This window comes from Dietzia maris (assembly GCF_014144855.1).
Classification (GTDB): Bacteria; Actinomycetota; Actinomycetes; order Mycobacteriales; family Mycobacteriaceae; genus Dietzia; species Dietzia kunjamensis.
The window spans coordinates 1-7117 of sequence record NZ_JAALDN010000199.1 but is presented as its reverse complement, the minus strand read 5'-3'; the positions used below and the strand labels follow the sequence as shown (position 1 = coordinate 7117).

Genomic DNA, 7117 nt, shown 5'->3' with positions numbered 1-7117 from the left:
ACGTCCACGGCGGCGTCGGGCTGGACCGCTCCGAGCCCGCCCACCGCTACTTCCTCGCCGCGAAGGCCGACGAGTTCCGCCTCGGCGGCGCCACCCGGCAACTGCTCGACCTGGGCGACGTGCTGGCCACCGCGGGCGACCCCTGGGAGTACTCGGCGTGAGCGGCGCGGTGAAGACGATCGCGGACGTCGCCGCCCAGCCGTTCACCTCCGTCGCCGACGCGGTGCACGCCCTGTCCGCCGTCGGCGACCGCGGAATCTGGTCCGACGGCCGGCTCACGCCCTGGTCGGAGGCCGTCGGTGCGGTGGCCGTGCGGATCGCGGCGCTACGGGAACTGATGACCTCGTCGTCGTCATCGTCGTCGTCGTCACCACCGGCACGTCCCCACGTCGGCCTCCTCCTGGCCGGCACGCCCGAGTACCTCCACCTGCTCGGCGCGGCGGCATGCTCGGAGCTCGTCGTGGCCGGGCTCAACCCCACGCGGCGCGGCGAGGCCCTGATCCGGGACGCCGCGCTCGCCGACTGCGCGCTCATCCTCACGGACACCGACAACGCCGCACTGCTCGACGGGCTCGACCCCGGCGTGCCCGTGGTCTCCGTCGACTCCCCCGAGTGGACCGCGCTATTGGAGCGCCACGCCGACGCGGCGCTCCCCGAGGTGGCGGACGTGCCAGCCGGCCCCGACGACCTGGTCGCGCTGGTGTTCACCTCGGGCACGAGCGGCGACCCCAAGGCCGTCCGGATCACGCAGAGCAAGATCTCCGTGCCCGGCCGCATGCTCGCCGAGAGGTTCGGGATCGGCGCGGACGACTGCGTGTACAGCGCGATGCCGCTGTTCCACTCCAACGCCGTGATGGTGGCGTGGCCGATCGCCCTGTACTCCGGATGCTCGATCGCCCTGCGGCGTCGCTTCTCCGCCTCCAACTGGCTCGACGACGTCCGGCGACACGGATGCACCTTCGCCAACTACGTCGGCGCGCCGCTCTCCTACATCCTGGCCACCCCCGAGCGGCCCGATGACGCCGACAACCCCATGCGTGTGGTCTACGGCAACGAGGCCCCGGCCGACGTGCGCCGCGAGTTCGCCCGACGCTTCGGCGTCACCGTGGTGGACGGGTTCGGTTCCAGCGAGGGCGGCATCTCCGTCACCCGTACGCCCGGGACCCCCGACGCCGCGCTCGGTCCACTGCCGGACGGGGTGCGGATCGTCGACCCGGAGTCCGGGGACGAGTGCCCCCGCGCCCGCTTCGACGACGCCGGTGTCCTGCTCAACGCCGACGAGTCCGTGGGTGAGATGGTCGCCGACGGGCCGGGCCTGTTCTCCGGGTATTACGGCGACCCCGCCGCCGACGCCGAGAGGATGCGCGGCGGCCGGTTCCACTCCGGCGACCTCGCGTACGTCGACGACGACGGATGGGTCTACTTCGCGGGCCGGTCCGGTGGCTGGATGCGCGTGGACGGGGAGAACCTGGCGGCGGCTCCGATCGAACGCGTACTGCGGCGACACCCCGATGTGGCCGAGGTCGGCGTGTACGCCGTGCCGGCGGAGACGGTGCGGGGCCCGGCCGTCATCGGCGACGCCGTCGCCGCGGCGGTGGTGCCTCGCGAGGGTGCAGAAGCCTCGGCCCTGGCGGGCGGGTTCGGTGATTTCCTCGCCGCCCAACCCGACCTCGGGCCCAAGCAGTGGCCGTCGCTGCTCCGGATGACCGCCGCGCTACCACGGACGGCCAGCTTCAAGTTCCGGGCCCGCGACCTCAGCTCGCTGGGCGCCGAATCGGCCGGGGACAGGGTCTGGGTCCGCGCCGACGGTGCGGGGGCCTTCACCCCCGGGTGAGGTCGTCGGTAGGTTTGGCGTGTGGACCACGCCGTGAACCCCGACCTGCAGCATCCCGCCGGCGACGGCATCAACGCCGATGCCGTCGCCGCCGACGACGACTTCGGTATCTCCGCGCCCGTTCCGCCCAAACCGCTGCTGCGGGGGTGGATTCACGCCGGCACCCTACCCGTCGCGATCGCGCTGGGCGTCGTGCTCACCGTGCTCGCCGAGGGGACCGCGCTGACCTGGGCCTGCGCCGTGTTCCTGGCGACCTCGACCCTGCTGTTCGGGATCTCGGCCCTGTATCACCGGGTGAACTGGGGGCCACGCGCCGCAGCCCTGATGCGCCGTCTGGACCACTCCAACATCTTCCTGCTCATCGCCGGGACGTACACCCCCATGACGGTGGCGGCACTCGAGCCCCCGACCACCCAGATCCTGTTGACACTCGTGTGGTCGGGCGCCCTGCTGGGGATCCTGTTCCGCCTGTTCTGGCTGTCCGCGCCGCGCTGGCTGTACGTCGTCCTGTACATCGGCCTCGGCTGGACCGCGGTGTGGTTCGCCGGCGACCTCATCACCGCCAACCTCGCGGCCGTCATCCTGGTCATGGTCGGTGGCGTCGCCTACACCGGCGGCGCGGTGGTCTACGGCCTCAAGCGACCCGACCCGGCCCCCGGCGTCTTCGGTTTCCACGAGGTGTTCCACACGTGCACCGTGATCGCGTTCGCCTGCCACTGGGCCGCGATGCTGCTGTTCGTCCTGACCAGCTGATGACCTGCTGACGACCTGACGGCCGAGAATCCGCTATCCCGATTCCCGATCTGCTACCCGAATTGGGCTGGCGGATCCGGAATCGGAGTAGCGGATCTGGCTGATGACGGCGAGACGGGCCCGTCCGGTCAGGCCAGGGTCGCGCGCAGTCGCTCGACGGCGGCCTCGTACTCGGCGACGATCTGCGCCATCGTCTCGGCCACGGGCACCACGCCCTCGAGGGAGCCGATGATCTGCCCTGCGGGCATCGCCACGACCTCGGGATCCTGCGCCTCGGAGATCCGCTGGTGGGCCTCCGCGACGAGGATGTTCTGCAGGGGCATGGGCATCGGGTCCGGCGCGTCGGCGGCGGCCCACGCCTCGGTCCACTTGCTCTTGAGCAGCCGCGCGGGCTTGCCCGAGTAGATACGGGTACGGACGGTGTCGCGGCTGGTCGCGGCCACGAGCGCCTTTTGCATGGCCCGCGACCCGCCGTCCTCGGCGTACTCGGCGGCCGTGAGCCAGCGCGATCCCATCCAGGCGCCCTGCGCGCCCATCCCGATCACGGACGCGACCTGGGTTCCGTCGCCGATGCCACCGGCGGCCAGCACCGGGGCCCGGCCGTCGAGGGCCTTGACGATCTCGGGGACCAGCACCATCGTCGCGACATCGCCGGTGTGACCTCCCGCCTCGCCGCCCTGGGCGATCACGATGTCCACGCCGTTGTCGACGTGGGCCAGGGCGTGCTTGGTGGCGCCGGCGAGGGCGGCGACCTTCATCCCGTTCTCGTGGGCGAGGTCGATGATGTGCTTCGGCGGCGAGCCCAGGGCGTTGGCGATGAGCACCGGCCGGTGCTTGAGAGACATCTCCACGTGCGACTGGGCGACCGAGTGGAGCCACCCGATCACCCCTGCGTTGTGCTCGGCGTCATCACCGAGCGGTGGGACGCCGAGGTCATCGAGGACACGGGAGACGAACGACTTGTGCTCCTCGGGGATCATCGCGGCGATGTCCTCCGGGCTCCCCTCGGTGGGGACCTTGTTGGGCATGACGATGTCCACACCGTAGGGCTTGCCGTCGGTGTTCTCGTCCATCCAGGTGAGGACCTCGTCGAGTTCCGCGGCATCGTTGTACCGGACACACCCGAGCACGCCCATGCCGCCGGCACGGGTCACGGCGGCCGCGACGGCCTTGGACGGGGTGAACGCGAAGACGGGGTACTCGATCCCGAACTCCTCCGTGAGGGAAGTGCGAATGCTCACTTGCTGATCTCCTGGCTGTCGTCTGCGGGGCGGGACGCGGCGATGTCCGCGGCCCACCGGTAGTCGGGCTTGCCCGCGGGATTGCGCTTGACCGAGGTCTCGACCCAGACCGCGCGCGGGCACTTGTAGCGGGCGATCTCCGTGCGCGCGTGCTCGTTGATCTCCTCGATGGGCGGGCACTTGCCGTCCCGGGTGTGCAGCACGGCGGCGACCTTCTGCCCCATCCGATCGTCGGGGACCCCGATCACCAGCGCGTCGAACACGTCGGGGTGCGTCTTGAGGGCCGCCTCGACCTCCTCCGGGTGCACCTTCTCGCCGCCGGTGTTGATGGACACCGAGCCGCGGCCGAGCATCGTGACGGTGCCGTCGGACTCGACCCGGGCGTCGTCGCCGGGGATGGAGTAGCGCTTACCGTTGTACGTCTTGAACGTCGCCGCGGTCTTGGCCTCGTCCTTGTAGTACCCCAGCGGGATGTGACCGGTCCGGGCCACCTTGCCGATGACATCCGATCCGGGTCGGATCTCGTTGCCGTCGTCGTCGAGGACCGTGGTCTCGCCGTCGATCTTCACGCGCGGACCGCCGGTGTGGGTCTTCCCCTTCTCCGCCAGTGCGATGCCCGAGAAACCCGTCTCCGACGAACCGATGGAGTCCGAGATCATCGCGTTGGGGAAGGCCTCGATGAACTGGTCCTTGACCGAGGGCGAGAAGAGGGCAGCCGAGGACCCGATGTAGAAGAGCGACGAAGGGTCGTACTTCTCCGCGTCCCAGGCCTCGATCATTGGCCGCGCCATCGCGTCACCGGTGATGAACATCAGGTTGATCTTGCGGTCGGTGACCGTCTGCCAGACCGTCTCCGCGTCGAATTCCGGGATGAGCACACTCGTGTGACCGGCGAACAGGGCCATGAGGATCGCCCACTGGGCTCCGCCGTGGATGAGCGGCGGTAGCGCGGCCCGGACCAGCACCCCGCCGTCGACGGCCTTGTTCGCCAACTCCCACTCGTCGGCGACCCGCTCCCCCGTGAGGAAGTCGATGCCACCGCCCAGGACCATGAACACGTCCTCTTGGCGCCACATGACGCCCTTGGGCGAGCCCGTGGTGCCACCCGTGTACAGCATGTAGATGTCGTCGTTCGAGCGCTCGCCGAAGTCCCGCTCCGGGGACTGCGCCGCCAGGGCGTCCTCGTAGTGCGCCACGGAGACGCTCTCGGGGACCACCGGGTCCGGTCCGTCGGTCCCGTCCTCGAACACCAGGCAGTGCCGGACCCCCGGGGTCCTGGGCAGGGCCTCGGCCAGGGTCTGCGAGTACCGCCGCTCGTGGATCACCGCGACGGCATCGGAGTTGTCCAGCAGGTACTCGAGCTCGGCCGGGACGTAGCGGAAATTCACGTTGACCATGACCGCGCGGATCTTGAAGATCGCCACCATGGCCTCGACGGCCTCGATGGTGTTGCGGCTGTACACCGCGACCTTGTCATCGGGCCCCACCCCCACCGACTGCAGGTGGTGGGCGAGTCGGTTTGCACGGTCCTCGAACTCCCGGAAGCTGAGCTCACGATCACCCTGGACGAGCACGAGCCGGTCGGGGACACGGTCCACGCTGTGTTCTACGAGATCTCCGATGGAGTACGCCATGCCCCCAAACTAGAACGTGTTACCTTCCCGTGGTGTGGGTTACATCGAACCCGGCATAAAGAAATCCTCCAGGAGGCCGAAGATGACCAGCGCCGCAACCCCCGAGGACCAGCACCTGCTCACCGAGCGGCGGGGGCACGTCCTGATCGTCACCATGAACCGCCCCGAAGCCCGGAACGCCCTGTCCGGGCCGATGATGCGGGGCATGGAGGCCGCCTGGGACCTGGTGGACTCCGACCCCGACATCCGGGCGTGCATCCTCACGGGCGCGGGCGGGTTCTTCTGCGCGGGCGCCGACCTCAAGGCCATGAACTCCGACGCCCCGGGGGACAAGTTCGCCGGCGGCGGCTGGGATCTCACGACGCTCCCGGCCCTGCTCAAGGGCCGTCGACTGAGCAAGCCGCTCATCGCCGCGGTCGAGGGGCCGGCCATCGCGGGCGGGACCGAGATCCTGCAGGGCACCGACATCCGCGTCGCCGGACGGTCCGCGAAGTTCGGTGTCTCCGAGGCGCGGTGGGGCCTGTACCCGCTCGGCGGTTCGGCGGTCCGGCTCGTGCGCCAGATCCCGTACACCGTCGCGATGGAGGTCCTCATGACGGGCCGCCACCTCACCGCCGAGGAGGCCGAGCGGTTCGGGCTCATCGGCCACGTCGTCGACGACGGATCGGCCCTCGACAAGGCCCTGGAGATCGCCGACCTCATCTCCGCGAACGGTCCGCTGGCGGTCCGGGGGATGATCGAGACCATCCGTCGCACCGAGGGCATGCACGAGGAGGAGGCCTTCCGCGTCGACGCCGAGGTGGGCGGGCGGGTCTTCGCCTCCGCCGATGCGAAGGAGGGCCCGCGGGCCTTCGCCGAGAAGCGCACGCCCGAGTTCCGGGGAGAGTGACTGCGCGCCCCCGGGTCTGCCGATAGGGTCGACACGACAACCAGAGAACAGAGGGGCGGGGCGCACCAGTGACAGGACCAGGGCCGCGGGTCGTGATCGCCGACGACGACGACGACATCCGTGAGCTCGTCGCCTTCAAGCTCGACAACGCGGGATACGAGATCCGCACCGCCCGCGACGGGGTGGAGGCCCTCGAGGCGATCACGAGCTTCGCCCCGTCACTGGCCATCCTCGACATCATGATGCCCGGCCTGTCCGGGCTCGACGTCCTCCGTCGCCTGCGGGACGGTGAGGGCCCGGAGGACTGCCGCGTCCTGCTGCTCACCGCCCGAGCCCGGGATGCCGAGGTCGACGCGGGGTTCGCGGCGGGCGCCGACGACTACGTCATCAAACCCTTCAGCCCCCGGGAGCTCCTCCGCCGGGTCGACGCGCTGCTCGGCCGGTAGAACCGCGGACCGCCCGGTGCTCCCCTCGTACGACGACCCCTCCCCCTCCCTGCTCGACGACGTCGCGCCCGAGGTCACGTCCAGCGTGCTCACCACATCGCTGTGGATCCTGGTCGCCTCCATCGCCGTGCTGATCATCGTCATGCTGTGGGCCCACGCGGCGCGGCTCAGCCGTGGTCGTCGTGTCGAGCGCATCCTGCGGCCGATCCGGCCCCGGCTGCTCGCGCTCGCCGCGGACGAGGAGCCGACCGACGAGCCCCCCGGCAGGCTGGGCGGGTACCGGGCGCGGGTCGTCGACCGGGCCGTTCTCGACCTGCTCG

General features: G+C 70.4%; 7 protein-coding genes. 5 read left to right on the top strand and 2 right to left on the bottom strand.

The window, feature by feature from the left end:
* Positions 1-157: 157 nt before the first annotated feature.
* Positions 158-1834, top strand: a complete 1677-nt coding sequence (locus tag G6024_RS07215; RefSeq protein WP_159148373.1) for an AMP-binding protein — start codon at positions 158-160, stop codon at positions 1832-1834.
* 21 nt (positions 1835-1855) lie between these two features.
* Positions 1856-2587 carry a PAQR family membrane homeostasis protein TrhA gene (gene trhA, locus G6024_RS07210; protein WP_181694273.1) on the top strand — a complete coding sequence of 244 codons (732 nt, stop codon included), beginning with the start codon at positions 1856-1858 and terminating at the stop codon, positions 2585-2587.
* A 128-nt stretch (positions 2588-2715) separates the two neighbouring features.
* Here the strand turns inward: trhA and G6024_RS07205 are convergent, their stop codons facing one another.
* Positions 2716-3822, bottom strand: coding sequence for an NAD(P)H-dependent flavin oxidoreductase (locus G6024_RS07205; RefSeq protein WP_067712132.1), 1107 nt, complete (start codon positions 3820-3822; stop codon positions 2716-2718).
* Between the two features lie 2 nt (positions 3823-3824).
* Positions 3825-5462 (bottom strand): acyl-CoA synthetase, encoded by a 1638-nt coding sequence (locus G6024_RS07200; RefSeq protein ID WP_159148372.1) that lies wholly within the window; start codon positions 5460-5462, stop codon positions 3825-3827.
* An 82-nt stretch (positions 5463-5544) separates the two neighbouring features.
* On the opposite strand from G6024_RS07200, the gene G6024_RS07195 reads away from it, so the two are divergent.
* From G6024_RS07195 to G6024_RS07185, 3 genes are all read left to right on the top strand, one after another.
* Entirely contained in the window at positions 5545-6351 is an 807-nt protein-coding gene (locus tag G6024_RS07195; protein WP_067711883.1) for a crotonase/enoyl-CoA hydratase family protein, read from the top strand.
* A gap of 92 nt (positions 6352-6443) precedes the next feature.
* On the top strand, positions 6444-6797 hold the full coding sequence (locus G6024_RS07190; protein ID WP_200841557.1) for a response regulator transcription factor: 354 nt from the start codon (positions 6444-6446) through the stop codon (positions 6795-6797).
* Between the two features lie 16 nt (positions 6798-6813).
* Positions 6814-7117: hypothetical protein (locus G6024_RS07185; RefSeq protein ID WP_159148371.1), on the top strand; the 304-nt coding region annotated here is incomplete at its 3' end.